Raw genomic sequence first — 15,411 nt, forward strand, 5'->3', positions numbered from 1 at the left:
TAGTTTTGGCTCAAGACTGTTGCCTAAAGTTTTGGTTCAAGACTGCTCCCTAAAGTTGTGGTTCAAGACTGTTCCCTAAATTAAGTGAGTGTTATGGAATTAGAGAATATCAGGCGCGATTATATGGCCGAGGGCTTAAATCGTGAACAGCTCAGCGACGAGCCCATCGCCCAATTTGAACTGTGGATGAAGCAGGCCATCGATGCGGGTTTGAAAGACCCAACAGCGATGACCCTGGCGACGGTCGACGAGCACGGTTGGCCGAGTCAACGTATTGTTTTGCTTAAGCACTTCGATCAACAAGGTTTTGTGTTTTTCACTAATTACTCCAGTACCAAAGCTCGGGATCTCGAGCAAAACCCGCAGGTATGTATGCACTTTCCGTGGCACAGTATGGAAAGGCAGGTGAAAATTCAGGGGAGGGCTGAAAAAATTAGCCATGCTGAATCGCTGCGTTATTTTTTGAGTCGGCCGAGAGAAAGTCAGTTGGCGGCCTGGGCTTCTCAGCAGAGCCACCGTATTAATTCCCGGCAATTTTTGCTCTCCCAGTTTGATGCGATGAAACGCAAGTTCGCCTCTGGCGAGGTGCCGCTGCCTGACTTCTGGGGCGGCTATCGGGTAACGGCGAGCTTGCTTGAGTTTTGGCAGGGGCGAGAGAACCGACTTCACGACCGTTTTGAATATCGCCTGCGTAACGATGTTTGGCAGATTGAGCGCCTGGCGCCGTAATGAAAGCGGTTGTTGTTGATGCGCCCGGCAACGCGGAACAACTGAGCTTGGCCGAGCTCGCTGTGCCGAACCCCGGCCCTGGGCATGTGTTGATCAAAGTAGCCTATGCGGGCATCAACCGCCCGGATATTTTGCAGCGCCAAGGTGGCTACCCACCGCCCAAACATCACGAGCCGCGGCTTGGGCTCGAGGTTTCCGGCGAGGTTGTTGCCATTGCTTCAGATGTTGCTGAGCACTGGTTGGGGCAGCAGGTCTGTGCGCTGTGTAATGGCGGCGCTTACGCAGAATACGTCTGTGTACCGGCAGGTCAGATACTGCCGCGGCCGGCTCATATGACCATGGCTGAGGCAGCGGCGCTGCCGGAGGCGCTCTATACGTCTTGGCTGAACCTGATACAGATGGTTGGGCTTAAAGCTAACGAGCGCATCTTGATTCACGGCGGCGCAGGAGGGCTCGGTCATATTGCCGCGCAGCTTGCCCGCTGGCGGGGCGCGCGCCTGGCGCTTAGCGCAGGTGATGAGCAGAAAATCGCTTTTTGTTTTGAGCTGGGCGCCGAGTGGGTGATGAACTACCGTGAACAAGGCCCGGAGCAGTTTTGCAAAACACATTTGCCGGGCGCGCGTTTTGATGTTGTGCTCGATCACTGTGGTGGCAACTATTTGCAGCAGCATATAAATTGCGCTGACGATAAGGCGCGCATAGTTCAAATCGCTTTTCAGCACGGCGCGTTTGTCGAGCTCAACTTGATGCGTTTGATGCTAAAGCGTATTTGTCTAACCGGATCGACACTGCGAATTCGCAGTAATGCCGAAAAAGCGCAGATCACTGAGCAGCTAAAAACTCAGCTCTGGCCCGACATTAATCAAATTAATGTGCACATTGATTCTGTGTACGAGCTTGAGCAGGTGGCCCAAGCGCACCGCCGAATAGAAAGTGGCCAGCACTGCGGCAAAATTGTGTTGCGCGTTAACAGGGCTTAAAAGGCTGCCTAACTAGATGGGCAAACAAGCGATGCCCATTCACGGTATTTGTTGGCAATATTAGAAAAGCCAATGTGTGGCGCTTTTTATATTCCAAAGGCTTTCAAACGCCTTAGTATTACTGGTCTATAACTACATTAAGTTTGCAGATAGTTGTGCTGCCGCAGCGGTGACAGTCGTTGCTGAACACAGTGAGCTACATTTCCACTTGATGTTGTTATTCCATGTGCTGAAAGTTGACCCGCATTTATTGCGGGTTTTTTTTGCCTGCAGATAAGTTGGCTTCGAAGCTCAGGGCTATCTCGCTTAAATTGGCAGTTCGGTGGTGTATTTAACCTGCTTTAAGGCAAATACGGAATTGACTGATGCGACGTTGGGTAAGTGCACCAAGGTCTTTTTAAGTAAACTTTCATATGCTTCAACACTGCTGACAACAATGCGCAACAAATAATCTTTATCGCCAGTGATGGAGTAGCACTCGACAATTTCCGCTACGCTGTTGACGGAATTTTCAAAGCTCAACAGGCTTTGCTCATCGTGTTTTAAAATGCTGATATAGGCGTGCACACTGACATTGAGCTTGAGCTTTTTTGCGTCGAGTACGCTGATTTTTTGTTTGATATAACCCTCTTCTTCGAGCCGCTTTACCCGGCGCCAGCAAGGGGTGTGACTCAGGCCTATCTTATCGCCGAGCTCGTTCATGGAATAATCGGCATTGTGTTGCAAAGTGCGCAGAATTTTCAGGTCGTAATCGTCAAGTTGCTCAGACATATTTGCTTTTTGTGCCCCTGTCGTCATCTTGGCTTGGCTATCGGTATAATGCTGCGCTCTATGTTACTGAAGCCGCCGAGACTTACAAAGATGTTTGAGCAACTTACAACCCTAAGCCCCGACCCGTTACTTGGTTTGATCAAGCGTTTTGCTCAAGACCCGCGCCCGGAAAAAATTGATTTGGGGGTTGGTGTCTATCGCGACGACAGCGGGCAGACGCCGGTACTGGCGGCCGTTAAAGCTGCAGAGAGCCAGTTGCTGCAGAGCGAGAGCAGCAAGTCTTACGTCGGCCCGGCCGGCAACCTTGAGTTTTGCTCGGCGATGGCCGAGCTGCTTTTTGGCCGCGATTTGTCTGCAAAGCTGCAGGCGCGTGTGGCGAGCCTGCAAACACCCGGTGGCTGTGGTGCCCTGCGTGTGCTTGGCGAGACCATTGTCCGCGCCAATCAGAAAGCGCGCCTGTGGGCCAGTGACCCGACTTGGGCAAACCACTTGCCGCTGCTTGGCAGCGCGGGCCTGCAGATTAACAATTATCGCTACTACGACTTTGCCGGCCACGGTCTTGACTTTGATGGCATGATGAGTGACCTGCAGCAGGCGCAGGCAGGCGATGTTCTGCTGTTGCACGCCTGTTGCCACAATCCGTCGGGCGCTGATCTAAATCAGCAGCAGTGGCAGCAGGTTATTGAGCTGTGTCAGCAACAAAACTTAGTTCCACTTATTGATGTCGCTTATCTCGGTTTTGGTGACGGTCTTGATGAGGATGCCTATGGCCTTCGCCTCGCGGTTGAGCGCCTGCCGGAGGTGCTGATTGCCGTTTCGTGTTCAAAAAACTTTGGCCTGTATCGCGAGCGTGTCGGCGCAGCTTTTGTTATCAGCGAAAACGCCGCATCGGCGCAGGCCTGTTTTAGTCATATGGCAAGTATTACCCGGGCCATGTATTCAATGCCGCCTTCTCACGGCGCTAGTGTGGTCGCCGCGATTCTCGATGATGAAACCTTAGCGCAGCAATGGTTGTCAGAGTTAACGCAAATGCGCGAGCGTATTCAATCGTTGCGTTCGCAGCTGCGCCAAAGCTTGGCTGATGAACTTGGGCACGACCGGTTTGCCTTTATTGAGGCGGAAAAGGGCATGTTCAGCTTCTTAGGTTTAGATGCGGATCAGGTTCAGCGCCTGGCTGAGGACTTTGGCATTTATATGGCCGACAGCAGCCGCATTAATCTGGCAGGTCTAAATTCTGGCAACTTGGCGCACCTGGTGAGCTCGCTAAAACTCATGCTGTAGTTGAACGTGGCGCTATACTGGAGCTAAAGGAAGCTGGTCGGCGTCGGCGGCAACATACAGCAGGGTAATGAACGCTATGCGAGAGAGTACAAAAATACATGTGCACGATTTAAGGCTGGGCATGTATGTCACTAAGTTGGACAGGGACTGGCTCGATACACCGTTTATTATGCAGGGTTTTTTAATTGAAGAGCCTGAGGATATCGACATTGTCGCCGAGTACTGTGAGTACGTCTGGGTCGATGCTGAAGTCTATAAACGCAAGGGCGATAGCCACTCTTCCGATGTCGGCACGGCAAGCCAGGGGCGAAGTCAGCCTTATCAGTATCAGAGCGACTTACAAGAAGAGCACAAAAAGGCCTATAAGACCTTTCGTCACGCGCGCACTATTACCTTTGATCTGTTGAACGATATACGCCTTGGCGGCTCGATTAATACTGAGCTTGCCAAAGATACGGTCAATGATGTGGTGCAATCAATTATTCGCCATCCCGACGCGATGCTGTGGCTGTCGAAGATCCGCGAAGAGAGTACTTACACATCGGACCACTGTTTAAATGTGTGTGTATTGGCGGTTGCGTTTGGTCGCCAGCTCGGCCTTGATGAACAGGAGTTGGAGAAAGTTGGTTTGTGTGGCCTGCTGCACGACGTCGGTAAAATGCGAGTGCCGGAAGAAATACTTAACAAACCCACCTCGCTAACTCACAAAGAGATGGCCCTAATGAAGGCACACACGGTGCACGGGCGCAATTTGTTGTTGGCGGCAAAAAACGTGTATACGGGGTCGATTGATGTTGCCTACAGCCACCACGAGCGCATGGATGGCACAGGTTATCCGCGCAAGCTAAAAGGCGCGGGCATCGCGCGTTTTGCGCGCATCATTTCCATTGTTGACGCCTACGATGCGATGACTGCGAAGCGCTGTTATTCGCCGGCCATGACCAGTACCGACGCCTTAAAAGAAATTTACGCCGGGCGCGGCTCTCAGTTTGATGCGGATTTGGCGCTGGAGTTTATCAAGACCATTGGCTTGTATCCGCCGGGCTCTCTGGTTGAGCTTTATACCGGCGAGATTGGTTTTGTGTTTGAGGCCAACCCGGATCGGCGCCACCTGCCCAAAGTTTTGTTGTTGCTCGATCAAAACCGCCGCGAGCGCGACAGGCAAAAAGTACTCGATCTGGCGTTTATAGAGAGCGGCGAGCTGAGCCGTCAAAACTTGATTAAACAGGTCTGGCCCGATGGCAGTTTTGGTTTGTTTATCAAAGACTTCCAGGACAAAGGCCTGAGCTTAAAATACTGAGTCCAACGGGCCTTAAACGACACCTGTTTTGCGCACAATATATGTGCCGCGTCTTGTCTGCGGCACATAGCCGGCCGTTTACATCTTATCCATGACTTTAATGCCGAGCAGGTCCAAACCGCAGGCCAGGGTGCGCGCGGTGGCCTTGCTCAGCATGAGCCTCGAGTCGCGAAGCTCGCTGCTAATGCCTTCTTTCAAGATTGGGCAGGCTTCATAAAAACTCATAAACAAACTGGCGAGCTCGTACAGGTAGTTGCAAAGTACATGTGGGTAGGCGTCTTCGACAACTTGCTCGGCGACTTCAGAGAAACGCAGCAGTTTTAAAGCCAGCGCTTGTTCCTTATCGGCATCGAGTTCAATGGCGGCGTCAAAGCTGTCGAGCTCGACCCCGGCCTTGCGAAAGATGCTGGCAATGCGGGTATAGGCGTACTGCAGATAGGGGCCGGTATTGCCTTCAAAGCTGAGCATGCTCTCCCAGTCAAAGACGTAGTCGTTTGTGCGTGTCTTGCTTAGATCTGCGTATTTAACCGCACCGATGCCGACTTTTTGGCTGACCTGGGCCATTTCGGCATCACTTAGCTCGGGGTTTTTGCTTTTGACTACCTCGGCGGCTTTGTCGATGGCTTCATCGAGTAATTCCGCGAGCTTGACGGTGCCACCGCTGCGGGTTTTAAAAGGTTTGCCGTCTTTGCCGAGCATTTTGCCAAAGGCGCGGTGCTCGAGCTTAACCTCGTCGCTGACAAAAGCGGCTTTGCGGCCGAGGGTGAAAACCTGTTTGATATGCAGGCTCTGGCGATCGTCGGTAAAAATCTGGATACGCTTGGCGCCGAGTTTGCCGCAGCGGTAGCGAAGCGCGGCCAAATCGGTGGTGGCGTAAAGGTAGCCGCCGTCTTTCTTTTGCACAATAACCGGGCTCGGATTGCCTTCTTTATCGGCCAGTTCATCGAGAAAACAAACTTGAGCGCCGTCGTCTTCAACGGCCAGGCCTTTGTCTTGAAGCTCTTTTACCAGCACCGCCAGATCGTCGTTGTAGGCACTTTCACCGTGAATGTCTTTTGCTGTGAGGCTGACATTGAGTTTGTCGTAGATCGCTTCACTGTGGCTCAGGCTGACATCTCGAAACAGCTGCCAGAGTTTTAACACGTGCTCTTGCTCCGCTTGCAGCTTCACAACATAGTCGCGCGCGCGGTCGGCAAATTCGGATTCGGCGTCAAAACGTTTTTTGGCCGCTTGATAAAATAACTCAAGATCTTGCAGGGCGAGGCTGGCTTGCTCGCCTTCATCCATTTTGTCTTCGAGCTCGGCTATCAGCATGCCAAACTGCGTACCCCAGTCACCGACGTGGTTTTGGCGGATGACATCGGCACCGACAAACTCGAGGATGCGCGCGGTTGCATCGCCAATAATGGTCGAACGCAGGTGGCCAACATGCATTTCTTTTGCGAGGTTGGGGCCGCTGTAATCGAGCACCACCCGCTCGTCAGTTGAGGCTTCGACACCGAGTTTGTTGTGCGTTGCCGCTTGCTGGACTGCGCTGGCCAGCCATGCGGGCTGTAAATAGATATTGATAAAACCGGGGCCGGCAATCTCGACTTTGCTGGCGATCTCGCTAAGATCAAGTTGCTCGCAGATGCTTTGTGCAAGATCGCGAGGTTTCTGCTGCATGGCTTTGGCTGCGGCCATTGCGCCGTTGGCTTGGTAGTCGCCAAATTTAGCGTTTTTACTCGGCGCGACGTGGGCAGAAAACTCAGCCGGAACACCGGCCTTGGTCATTGCGTCGCGCACACGTTCTTGCAGCAGGGAACGAATATTCATGAACTATCCTCAGTCTATCGAGCGGTGGATTTTAACGGTCATCGTTGATGATGCAAGCGTGTTTGTTACGATGGCAGCCTTTGTTTTCACACTGCACTGCTGAGCTCAAAATTTATTAACGGATTAAGGACAGCACAATGTGGGATTTTTCCGGCCAAGTTGTGGTCGTGATAGGGGGCAGCAGCGGTATTAACCGGGCAATTGCCGAGGCCTTTGCCAGCGCCGGAGCCAAGCTCGCTGTTGCCAGTCGCAACCGCAATAAAGTCGATGCAACGGTCAAGGCTTTGCGCGAGCTTGGCGCGGATGCCACAGGCTTCTGCGCGGATGTGCGAGACCCGGAAGCGCTTGAGCGTGGCCTGGCAGAGGCAGCTGAGCGTTTTGGCAAGTTTGACGTTGTTGTCAGCGGCGCTGCGGGTAACTTCCCGGCGCTGGCCAGTGCCATGTCGAGCAACGCTTTTAAGTCGGTTGTCGACATCGACCTGCTCGGAACGTTTCACGTAATGCGCGCTGTTGAGCCGTATCTAACCCAGCCCGGTGCCAGCCTTATCAATATCAGTGCGCCGCAGGCTCAGTTGGCGATGGCCGGCCAGGCCCATGTTTGCGCAGCCAAAGCCGGCGTAGATATGTTGACGCGCTGCCTTGCGCTCGAGTGGGGCGGGCGGGGGCTGCGCGTCAACTCGGTGATGCCGGGGCCTGTTGATGGCACCGAAGGCATGCGCCGCCTGGCGCCGAGCGCCGAGTTAAGTGAGCAGGTGCGCCAGAGTGTGCCGCTTAAACGCCTCGGTCAAACAAGTGATATCGCTCACGCTTGTCTGTTTTTAAGCTCGCCTTGGGCCAGTTTTATCAATGGTGTGGTTTTGCCCGTCGATGGTGGCTGGTCCCTCGGTGGGGTCTCGAGCCTGGGGCCTGTGCTTGAGCAGGCGCTTGCATCTGGCAAGCGCTGAATACGCGCGCTTTTTTCCGTAAGGGGGCTTCTCACAATTTGCCGCATTGATGCGTTACAATGCGGCGCTTTATTGGCCTGCAAGAGAGAAAAGCAAGTGAGTGAGCGCGTCGAAGAGTTAATTTTAAAATTCAGCTGCAAAGATCAGCCAGGCATCGTTGCATCGGTGGCGAATCTTTTTAGCTTGCAGGGTTTTAATATTCGCGAGGCGTCTCAGTTTGAAGATGTGACCAGCAAGTGCTTTTTTATGCGCACGGTGCTTGAGTCCGTTGAGGGGCCAAAAGATCTCGATTCGATTAAAGCGGCGTTTGCACCGCTGGTTGAGCGCTACAACATGTGCTGGGAAATGCACAACGGCAAGCAGAAAATGAAGGTGATGCTTGCGGTAAGCCAGTGGGGGCACTGTTTAAATAACCTGTTAAACAGCTGGAAAAATGGCACATTGCCGGTTGATATTGTCGGCGTGCTCAGCAATCACAATAGCTTGCGTGATATTACCGAGTGGTACGGCTTGCCGTTTCACTATTTGCCAGTAACGCCGCAGAACAAGGCGGAACAAGAGGCGCAAATGTTGAAGCTTATGCAAGACGGCGAAGCTGAATTGTTGGTGCTCGCGCGCTATATGCAGATTTTATCTGACGATTTGTGCCGCAAGCTCGAAGGCCGCGCGATCAATATCCACCACAGCTTTTTACCCGGCTTTAAAGGCGCCAAACCCTATCATCAAGCCTATGATCGCGGTGTGAAGCTGATTGGTGCTACCGCTCACTACGTGACAGCTGAACTCGATGAGGGGCCGATTATTGAGCAGAGTGTTGAGCGAGTGAATCACGCTCAGACACCCGAAGAGCTGGTTGAAATTGGTCGCGACATTGAAGCGGTTACCCTGCAGCGGGCTGTGCGCTGGCACGCCGAGCAGCGCATTTTGTTAAATGGCCACAAGACTGTGGTATTTGGTAAATAAGCGCTCAGCACAAACCAGGCTGAAACCTTGCGTTTATTTTTCTAAATAAGCCTTTTTTCCCGTTGTTTTTGCGGTTTGACGTGCGCTTAGTTGCTGCGCTCAATCGGGCTAGGTATCTGCGCTGCTGCTATCGCTGAGCTTGAACTACACTTAGCTCAAGCTCGATGTAGCCGAAGGCGGGTGCCCGATGGAAACCATCTTAATTATCGATGACGATACACTGGTGCAAAAGCTGCTTGCGCGCCTGCTGCAAGAGCATTATCAGGTAAGCCTCGCCGGTTCTGGTGAGCAGGGGCTGGAACTTGTCGAGCAAATAAAGCCGAATATTATCCTGCTCGATATTGAGATGCCCGGCATGAACGGGTACGAAGTTTGTGCCGCTTTGCGGCGCATTCCCTGCTGTGCGACGGTGCCGGTAATTTTTCTCTCTTCTCGCTCTTCCGTCAAAGAGCGCCTTAAAGGTTATGAGGTCGGCGGTGACGACTACTTGCCGAAGCCTTTCGAAGAAAAAGAGCTGCTGGCAAAGGTAAAGTTGCTGGTTGAGTACAGTGTTGAACGCCAGCAATTAAAAGCGTGTGCGGACTCGGCTCAAGCCACGGCCGTCGAGGCGATGGCGACCAGTTTTGAACTCGGTAAATCGGTTCGTTTTGTTGAGCAAAGTTATTTCTCCAAAGGCTGTGATCAGCTCGCCGCACAACTGTTGAATTTTTGCAGTGATTTAGAGTTAAGTGCGGCATTAATGATAAAGACCCGGCGTGGGCCACACTTTTATTCGTCGACTCAGGGCAGTGCCGCGCCGCTTGAGCAAGAGATACTGGCGCTTTTACACAGCAATCAACGTTTTGTCGATTTTGGCCAGCGCACACAGGTGAATTTTAAGCAGGTAGCGCTGCTGGTTAAAAATATGCCGAAGCTTAATAGCAGTCGCTACGGGCGCATCAAAGACGTCTTGCCTTTTGTGCTCGGCGCCGCAGACGCCAAAACGCGTGTGCTTGACGCTGAGCGTGCGCTGGGGGTTCAGCGTGCGGAACTGGGTGCTTCAATTGCGACGGTAAATATGAGCCTTGAAACCTTGAGCGAGGCGTTTAACCGCAGTCTCGAGGCCGTTTCATCAACAATGTCTGCATTGATTGCACAGCTTAGTTTTGAGTTGCGCAATATGGGCATGGATGCCGATCAGGAGGAGTGGGTGCTCGATAAAGTCGAGGCGGCTGCAAGTCAAATCTCCGAGTGTATAGAAGGCAATGTCAATGCTGAACGAGTGCTTGCCGATGTGCTTAGTTTACTGAAAAAAATCACCTCAGAGCAGGATAGAATTTTACGCGAGAGTTTAAAAAGCGATTCGCTGCTTGAGCACAATAGCGCGCAGGATATTGAGCTGTTTTAATAGCTGCAGTTTAATTTTTTATATCGCTTTCGTGTTTGCCAAGTTCGCTCTGATGTTTTTTTAGTAGGGCTCGAAACTGGTGGTAACTGAGAGCCAGGCTTTCGGCGGCGCGACTTTGGTGGTGCTGGTTGTGTTCTAGGGCAGCTTTAAGTCGCTGTAATTCAAGTTGTCTGATTTCTTCTTTTAGATTGTGTTTAAAAATTTGGCTCGGGCTTCTTGTGCTGCCGTTTTTGACAGCGCTTTTTGTTTTGTTAATTGAGTTGTGAGCAGGTTTTTCCGCCGCCACCTCGCTTGCGATGGTGCTTGCAGGCAATACCTCAATAATTAGCTGCTCTAGTTTCTCATCTTTTTTGTCACTGCGAACGATGCTGCGCTCGATAACGTTGCGCAGTTCGCGAATATTGCCGGGCCAGTGGTATTGGTAAAGTTGTTCTTTGGCGTGTTCGCCGAGGCCTGCAAATACTTGCAGGCCGAGTTCGGCACAAAAACGTTTGGCAAAGTGCTCGGCAAGCAGTTCTATATCTTCACCGCGATCTCGAAGTGCGGGCACCTGAATAACATCAAAGCTCAGCCTGTCGAGTAAATCAGCGCGAAATTCGCCGCTGTTTACTTTATCGACGATGTCGTCGTGGCTTGCTGCAATCAGCCTGACGTCGACCTCAAGCAGCGTTTCCCCGCCCAAGCGCTGGAGTTCACCGTATTCCGTCACCCTCAATAACTTTTCCTGGCTGCGAAGTGGCAAAGTGGTGATTTCGTCAAGAAACAAGCTGCCTTTGTGGCTGCGCTCAAACAGGCCTTTGCGGCGCTTTTGGGCACCGGTAAAGGCCCCACTTTCGTGGCCAAAGAGCTCACTGTCGATCAGGCTGTCGCTCAGGGTTGCGCAGTTGAGTTTATTAAATTGTTCCTGCCAGTGAGCAGACAAAAAGTGCAGGCGTTCGGCGATTAGCTCCTTGCCGCTGCCGCGCTCGCCAATGATAAGCACGGGGCGTTTGATGTTGGCGAGTTTACCCACCTGATCAAGGCAGCTAAGTAGGGCATTGCTCTGACCGATAATGGTTTGCATGGTTAAAAAGAGTGGTTAATTTGATCGTAGTTTGGTGTATTTGGCCATCTATGTCTCCTCTTTTTTATAAATATTTAAGGGTTTTATAAAAAGTCGTTACTTTTCAATGGTTTGTAAAGTTGGCCTGACTTTTGTAATAACTTGCATAGAAAGACAACAAGATCGCTCAAGCTGCATGCAGACGACAGGCGGCTCGATATGCCGAGCGCAGTACTTGAGCTTCAGTAAAACCAGATAGAGGAATAGGTAATGGGAATATTTTCAAGGTTTGCCGATATTGTTAACGCCAATATCAACGCGATGCTCGATGGTGCAGAAGACCCTGCAAAAATGATTCGTTTGATTATTCAAGAGATGGAAGAGACGCTGGTGGAACTCAGATCGAGCTGCGCGCGCCTGCTGGCCGATAAAAAAACCTTGCAGCGTCGCAGTAAGCTGGTGCAAGACGAAGCGCTTCAGTGGCAGGACAAGGCGCGCCTGGCCCTGAGTAAAGACAGGGAAGATTTGGCGCGCGCAGCGCTTGCAGAAAAAGCCGAGGCGGAGCAGGCTGTTGCTGCTTTTGAATTGGAATTGCAAAGCATAGACGAGCAGTTAGCTGGCCTTGAAGACGAAGTTTCGCAACTGCAGGCTCGTCTCGATGAAGCAAAAGCGCGCCAGCAGGAATTAACGCGTCGCAGCGCGACAGCGGAGCAGCGCTTACGAGCCAAAAAGCAGTTGCACGAGCGCAAAGTTGATAACACTCTAAATAAGTTTGAATTGTTTCAGCGCCGCCTGGATGAGCTTGAAGGCAAAGTTGAAAGTTATGAGCTCGGCAAGCGCGATCTCGCCCAGGAAATCGAAGAGCTGGGCAAAGATGATGAGCTCAGTCGCGAGCTCGAGCGTTTAAAAAAGGAAATGCAGGATCAATAAGGAAAGACGATGCAGCAACTATTTGTCCCTTCAATACTGTTTTTAACCATCGTTGCACCGCTGTGGTTAATTTTGCACTACCGCTACAAAAGTAGAGCCTTAAAAGGCATCAGCGACGATGACCGCGGTGAGCTCGAGCAGATGCTTGTGGCGCTCGATACCTTGAGCGAGCGAGTGGAAAGCCTTGAGTCCATCCTCGACAACGATCACCCCGAATGGCGTAAGGAGCACAGTTATGAGCGTTAATGGCGGGCCGAGAGCCAACGGTTATGGAATGAATTTGTATCGCAATACACAAAAAAATTGGCTCGGGGGTGTCTGTGCGGGTGTCGCCGATCATTTTGATATCGATGCCAACATTGTGCGTGTGATTTTTATCGCCGCGCTTGTTTTAACCGGGTCTGCGGCCTTCTGGCTCTATATTATTGCCTGGGTGGTGCTGGCGCCTCGCCCGAGAAAAGCGCCGCAGGTCGAGATGGAGTACGATGAGAATGAGCGCTGCTACCGCAAAAAAAATATGTTTCGCTACCAGGCCAGTGCCCCGGATCGCTTGCACAAAGCCCAGCAGCGCCTCGATCGGCTTGCCCAGCGCATCGCCAATGTCGAGGCCTATGTGACCTCAAATAAATACAAATTAAACAAAGAGTTTAAGGATCTTGGTGCTTAAACAAGCTTGTTTTTAAGTTGGAAATAAAGCGAGTAAAGCCAGTCAAAAAAATCTAATGAGGAATTATGAACAGTTATAAAAGTACAGCCTACGATGTTGATTCGCGTTCACAGCCGAGCTCGGGCAGTCACAGCATCGTTGTTGGTTATCTTGCGTGGATCTTTGGTTTTATCGGCGCCCATCGTTTTTATTACGGTAAGCAACTCACTGGCACGCTGTGGTTTTTTACTTTGGGTTTATTTTTTATTGGTTGGATTATTGACCTTTTTTTAATTCCATCAATGGATAGAGAGGCCGATTGGCGCTATGAAGAGGGGCCTTTAGATTACAGCCTTGCCTGGGTGCTGCTGTTTTTTCTCGGTATTTTTGGAGCGCACCGCTTTTATCAAGGAAAGTGGCTGACGGCGTTGTTGTATCTATTTACGCTGGGGCTCTTTGGTGTTGGCCTACTGTGGGATCTTTGGACATTAAATAGTCAGATTGATGAGCAAAATCGCCTGCGAAAATATCGCAGTGCGTGAGTTTGAGCATTGAGCCTTAGCCTGTGAGTGCGTATGCTACTTGGCTTATTCTCAGGGGTGAGCACTCATGTTTGGTAAAAAAAAATTCGCGATACTTAGTTTTGTCAGTGTGGCTGTGTGTTTGTTGGCCGCTTGTTCTAAATCGTCTCAAGACAGCACTGACCAAGCCGCTAGCAGCGCAGCTGTCGTGCATGCGAGCGGTGCTGAGTTAAAACAGCAAGAACAGCTAAAACTAAAAGCTGAAACCGATAGCCAGCGCCTGGCTCGTATTCTCGAGCAAAATAAAGCAAGTCTCGGTGATCGCTATGGCGCGCGCCACCCGCAACAGACCATTGAGTTTTTTAATATCAAGCCCGGCATGACCGTTGTTGAAGCGCTTCCCGGTGCTGGCTGGTACAGCCAAATTTTGGCTCCGTACCTGGGTTCGAAGGGCAAGTTGATCGGCGCAGACTACAGCGCTGATATTTGGCAGCATTTTTCGTGGGCCAGCGAAAACTTTATCGAAAAACGCAAAAGCTGGCCGCAAACGTGGTCTGCTGATGTTCGCAGTTGGTCTGAAGGCGATGCACCGCAAGTGGTTGGTACCAACCTCGGTGCCATGGGGCCGTATTACGATGGCCAAGTGGACGTGGTGCTGTTTATTCGCGCGCTGCACAATATGTATCGCCTGCAAGCGCAGCAGCCGTTTTACAGTGATGCTTTGGCGCTGAGTTTTCGTGTATTAAAGCCCGGCGGTGTGGTCGGTGTTGTGCAGCATCAGGCGCCCGATAACTACAGCCTGGAATGGGCCGACGGCTCGCGCGGTTATTTAAATAAAGCGGCGCTGATAGAAAGCTTTGAAAAAGCAGGTTTTGCCCTGGTGGCTCAATCGGATGTCAATGAAAACCCCAAAGACCAGCCTTCTATGGATGACTTTGTTTGGCGTTTGCCACCGAGCTTGCGCGGTGATGAAGCAAATAAAGCTGCCTATCAAGCCATCGGCGAGAGCAATCGCATGACCTTGTTGTTTAAGAAACCCGAGCGTTAATAGACGATGGTTACCATCAAAGATGTTGCCCGTGTTGCCGGTGTTAGCACGGCAACGGTTTCGCGTGTTGTTCACGACGGCGGCAAAGTCGGCGATGCGTGTCGCGCGCGGGTAAAAAAAGTCATCGAAGAGCTCGGCTATCGGCCCAATACCAATGCCCGTGCCTTAGTCAGCAAAAAAAGCAATACTGTTGGTTTGGTGATGCCGCATATGAGCCCGGCGTTTTTTGGTCGCCTGACCTCGGGTGCGGAGCGCGCGGCGCGCGCGCAGAAATTTCGCCTGCTGGTTAGCAACAGCATGGGTCTGACCGCTGAAGAGAGCGAGGCCATTGCCTCGTTTGAAGAGCATGCCTGCAGGGCCATGGTACTGCACAGTAAAGAGAGCGACGAAAAATCGCTGTGTGACTTGGCTGCTTGTCACCCGGGTTTGGTATTGATCAACCGTTTTGTGGCCGATATTGCCGAGCGCTGTGTGTGGTTGGACTCGCTTGCTGGCGCTCGCCAAATTACTGAATTTTTACTTGAAAAAGGCCATCGGCGCTTTGCTATTGCAAGCTCGTCGGCACCGGAAGAAGACGCCGTTGCGAGGGTGGCCGGTGCGACGCAAATCCTCGAAGAAGCCGGCATTGTGGTTGAAGAAAAAGACATCGTGCGCACTGCAACCGATCTCGACGGCGGCGCCGAAGTCGGGCGTCGCTTGCTCGAGCGCGGGGTCGATTTCAGCGCGCTTATTTGCCACAACGATATGCAGGCGGTCGGCGCGATGAATGTGCTTCAGGATGCCGGTATTGCGGTGCCAGAGCAGCTTAGCATCGTCGGTTTTGACAACCTCTATGTCAGCAGTGCCTGTCGCCCCAGGTTGACCACAATGACCTATCCAATTGAAGAAATGGCCAACTATGCGATCGAGCTGGCGATCAAGTTGGCCGATGGTCAGCAGGCGCCGGCTGGGCGCACCCATCTTTTTATGCCGCGCATTGAAGAGCGCGATTCGGTCGCCGATCTTAACTGAGTTAAGCGGCGCGCTAAGCGCCGTTAAAAACTGATCTAAATCA

16 protein-coding genes are annotated in these 15,411 nt (G+C 51.8%); 13 read left to right on the top strand and 3 right to left on the bottom strand.

Features of this window, described 5'->3' with window-relative positions:
• The first annotated feature begins 93 nt into the window (after positions 1-93).
• Both pdxH and CFK45_RS10140 read left to right on the top strand, forming a co-directional pair.
• Positions 94-729, top strand: coding sequence for a pyridoxamine 5'-phosphate oxidase (pdxH, locus tag CFK45_RS10135; protein WP_096086329.1), 636 nt, complete (start codon positions 94-96; stop codon positions 727-729).
• Positions 729-1,709, top strand: a complete 981-nt coding sequence (locus CFK45_RS10140; protein ID WP_096086330.1) for an NAD(P)H-quinone oxidoreductase — start codon at positions 729-731, stop codon at positions 1,707-1,709. The genes pdxH and CFK45_RS10140 overlap by 1 nt, the downstream gene beginning before the upstream one ends.
• Before the next feature lie 306 nt (positions 1,710-2,015).
• Here the strand turns inward: CFK45_RS10140 and CFK45_RS10145 are convergent, their stop codons facing one another.
• Positions 2,016-2,480, bottom strand: a complete 465-nt coding sequence (locus tag CFK45_RS10145) for an Lrp/AsnC family transcriptional regulator (RefSeq protein ID WP_096086371.1) — start codon at positions 2,478-2,480, stop codon at positions 2,016-2,018.
• A gap of 90 nt (positions 2,481-2,570) precedes the next feature.
• Between CFK45_RS10145 and CFK45_RS10150 the strand changes: the two genes are divergently transcribed.
• Complete coding sequence (locus CFK45_RS10150) at positions 2,571-3,761, top strand: amino acid aminotransferase (protein WP_096086331.1); 1,191 nt, start codon at positions 2,571-2,573, stop codon at positions 3,759-3,761.
• 76 nt (positions 3,762-3,837) lie between these two features.
• The gene (locus CFK45_RS10155) at positions 3,838-5,061 is read left to right on the top strand and encodes an HD-GYP domain-containing protein (RefSeq protein ID WP_096086372.1); all 1,224 of its coding nucleotides are present in this window, start codon (positions 3,838-3,840) and stop codon (positions 5,059-5,061) included.
• A gap of 78 nt (positions 5,062-5,139) precedes the next feature.
• Here the strand turns inward: CFK45_RS10155 and argS are convergent, their stop codons facing one another.
• The gene (gene argS, locus CFK45_RS10160; RefSeq protein ID WP_096086332.1) at positions 5,140-6,876 is read right to left on the bottom strand and encodes an arginine--tRNA ligase; all 1,737 of its coding nucleotides are present in this window, start codon (positions 6,874-6,876) and stop codon (positions 5,140-5,142) included.
• A 137-nt stretch (positions 6,877-7,013) separates the two neighbouring features.
• Between argS and CFK45_RS10165 the strand changes: the two genes are divergently transcribed.
• The 3 genes from CFK45_RS10165 (at position 7,014) to CFK45_RS10175 (ending at position 10,170) form a co-directional block, all read left to right on the top strand.
• Positions 7,014-7,820, top strand: coding sequence for an SDR family oxidoreductase (locus CFK45_RS10165; RefSeq protein ID WP_096086333.1), 807 nt, complete (start codon positions 7,014-7,016; stop codon positions 7,818-7,820).
• Positions 7,821-7,916: 96 nt separating this feature from the next.
• Positions 7,917-8,783 carry a formyltetrahydrofolate deformylase gene (gene purU / locus CFK45_RS10170; protein ID WP_096086334.1) on the top strand — a complete coding sequence of 289 codons (867 nt, stop codon included), beginning with the start codon at positions 7,917-7,919 and terminating at the stop codon, positions 8,781-8,783.
• Positions 8,784-8,970: 187 nt separating this feature from the next.
• Positions 8,971-10,170 carry a response regulator gene (locus CFK45_RS10175; RefSeq protein ID WP_096086335.1) on the top strand — a complete coding sequence of 400 codons (1,200 nt, stop codon included), beginning with the start codon at positions 8,971-8,973 and terminating at the stop codon, positions 10,168-10,170.
• 10 nt (positions 10,171-10,180) lie between these two features.
• Here the strand turns inward: CFK45_RS10175 and pspF are convergent, their stop codons facing one another.
• Positions 10,181-11,233, bottom strand: coding sequence for a phage shock protein operon transcriptional activator (gene pspF, locus CFK45_RS10180; RefSeq protein ID WP_096086336.1), 1,053 nt, complete (start codon positions 11,231-11,233; stop codon positions 10,181-10,183).
• A 249-nt stretch (positions 11,234-11,482) separates the two neighbouring features.
• On the opposite strand from pspF, the gene pspA reads away from it, so the two are divergent.
• From pspA to CFK45_RS10210, 6 genes are all read left to right on the top strand, one after another.
• The gene (gene pspA, locus CFK45_RS10185; protein ID WP_096086337.1) at positions 11,483-12,142 is read left to right on the top strand and encodes a phage shock protein PspA; all 660 of its coding nucleotides are present in this window, start codon (positions 11,483-11,485) and stop codon (positions 12,140-12,142) included.
• Between the two features lie 9 nt (positions 12,143-12,151).
• Entirely contained in the window at positions 12,152-12,388 is a 237-nt protein-coding gene (pspB, locus tag CFK45_RS10190; protein WP_096086338.1) for an envelope stress response membrane protein PspB, read from the top strand.
• Positions 12,378-12,809, top strand: a complete 432-nt coding sequence (pspC, locus tag CFK45_RS10195; protein WP_096086339.1) for an envelope stress response membrane protein PspC — start codon at positions 12,378-12,380, stop codon at positions 12,807-12,809. Before pspB ends, pspC begins: the two co-directional genes overlap by 11 nt.
• 65 nt (positions 12,810-12,874) lie before the next feature.
• On the top strand, positions 12,875-13,330 hold the full coding sequence (locus CFK45_RS10200) for a TM2 domain-containing protein (RefSeq protein ID WP_096086340.1): 456 nt from the start codon (positions 12,875-12,877) through the stop codon (positions 13,328-13,330).
• Positions 13,331-13,397: 67 nt separating this feature from the next.
• Positions 13,398-14,357 (top strand): class I SAM-dependent methyltransferase, encoded by a 960-nt coding sequence (locus CFK45_RS10205; protein ID WP_096086341.1) that lies wholly within the window; start codon positions 13,398-13,400, stop codon positions 14,355-14,357.
• Between the two features lie 6 nt (positions 14,358-14,363).
• A complete protein-coding gene (locus CFK45_RS10210) occupies positions 14,364-15,368 on the top strand; it encodes a LacI family DNA-binding transcriptional regulator (protein WP_096086342.1) in 1,005 nt (334 codons plus the stop codon).
• Positions 15,369-15,411: the final 43 nt, after the last annotated feature.

Source organism: Agaribacterium haliotis (genome assembly GCF_002312815.1).
Taxonomy (GTDB): domain Bacteria; phylum Pseudomonadota; class Gammaproteobacteria; order Pseudomonadales; family Cellvibrionaceae; genus Agaribacterium; species Agaribacterium haliotis.

Coding starts and splice junctions, on each gene's coding strand:
- pdxH (WP_096086329.1), top strand. CDS start 94: ATGGAATTAGAGAATATCAGGCGCGATTATATGGCCGAGGGCTTAAAT.
- CFK45_RS10140 (WP_096086330.1), top strand. CDS start 729: ATGAAAGCGGTTGTTGTTGATGCGCCCGGCAACGCGGAACAACTGAGC.
- CFK45_RS10145 (WP_096086371.1), bottom strand. CDS start 2,480: ATGTCTGAGCAACTTGACGATTACGACCTGAAAATTCTGCGCACTTTG.
- CFK45_RS10150 (WP_096086331.1), top strand. CDS start 2,571: ATGTTTGAGCAACTTACAACCCTAAGCCCCGACCCGTTACTTGGTTTG.
- CFK45_RS10155 (WP_096086372.1), top strand. CDS start 3,838: ATGCGAGAGAGTACAAAAATACATGTGCACGATTTAAGGCTGGGCATG.
- argS (WP_096086332.1), bottom strand. CDS start 6,876: ATGAATATTCGTTCCCTGCTGCAAGAACGTGTGCGCGACGCAATGACC.
- CFK45_RS10165 (WP_096086333.1), top strand. CDS start 7,014: ATGTGGGATTTTTCCGGCCAAGTTGTGGTCGTGATAGGGGGCAGCAGC.
- CFK45_RS10175 (WP_096086335.1), top strand. CDS start 8,971: ATGGAAACCATCTTAATTATCGATGACGATACACTGGTGCAAAAGCTG.
- pspF (WP_096086336.1), bottom strand. CDS start 11,233: ATGCAAACCATTATCGGTCAGAGCAATGCCCTACTTAGCTGCCTTGAT.
- pspA (WP_096086337.1), top strand. CDS start 11,483: ATGGGAATATTTTCAAGGTTTGCCGATATTGTTAACGCCAATATCAAC.
- pspB (WP_096086338.1), top strand. CDS start 12,152: ATGCAGCAACTATTTGTCCCTTCAATACTGTTTTTAACCATCGTTGCA.
- pspC (WP_096086339.1), top strand. CDS start 12,378: ATGAGCGTTAATGGCGGGCCGAGAGCCAACGGTTATGGAATGAATTTG.
- CFK45_RS10200 (WP_096086340.1), top strand. CDS start 12,875: ATGAACAGTTATAAAAGTACAGCCTACGATGTTGATTCGCGTTCACAG.
- CFK45_RS10205 (WP_096086341.1), top strand. CDS start 13,398: ATGTTTGGTAAAAAAAAATTCGCGATACTTAGTTTTGTCAGTGTGGCT.
- CFK45_RS10210 (WP_096086342.1), top strand. CDS start 14,364: ATGGTTACCATCAAAGATGTTGCCCGTGTTGCCGGTGTTAGCACGGCA.